Here is a 457-nt window from a genome sequence, read left to right on the forward strand (position 1 = left end):
CTAGCTGTAGTGCCCAGCACCGTTGTTGACGGTGGTCCGGCTGATCGGGGGCTGTCCGCCGAGGGCGGTGTGGCTGCGGTGATGGTTGTAGGTGTGCAGCCAGCCGGGCAAGGCGGCGGCGCGCTCGGCTGAGCTGGTGAAGGGGCGCTGGTATGCCCATTCCTCAGTCAGGGTGCGGTTGAACCGTTCAGCCTTGCCGTTGGTCTGCGGGCGGTAGGACCGGGTGAACCGGGGCTGGGCGCCGAGATCGGCCAGCGCTGCGCGCCAGGCCCGGCTGCGCCGGTAGGCCAGCGCGTTGTCGGTCATCACCCGCTCGATCCGGTCGATGCCGACGGTGGTGAACCAGGCCGCGGCCGAGCGGAGGAAGCCGGCGCAGGTGGCGGCGGTCTCGTCGGGGTGGATCTCGGCGTAGGCCAGCCGGGTGTGGTCATCGATGGCGCAGTGGACGTAGTCATAG

The 457-nt window shown here is 70.0% G+C and carries 1 protein-coding gene; it reads right to left on the bottom strand.

Translation table 11 applies throughout. The annotated features are described in order from the left end of the window. The coding region (locus WA616_RS24370; protein ID WP_336033948.1) for an integrase core domain-containing protein at positions 1–457 on the bottom strand (457 nt) is incomplete at its 5' end.

It is taken from the genome of Geodermatophilus sp. FMUSA9-8 (assembly GCF_037034165.1).
GTDB lineage: Bacteria > Actinomycetota > Actinomycetes > Mycobacteriales > Geodermatophilaceae > Geodermatophilus > Geodermatophilus nigrescens.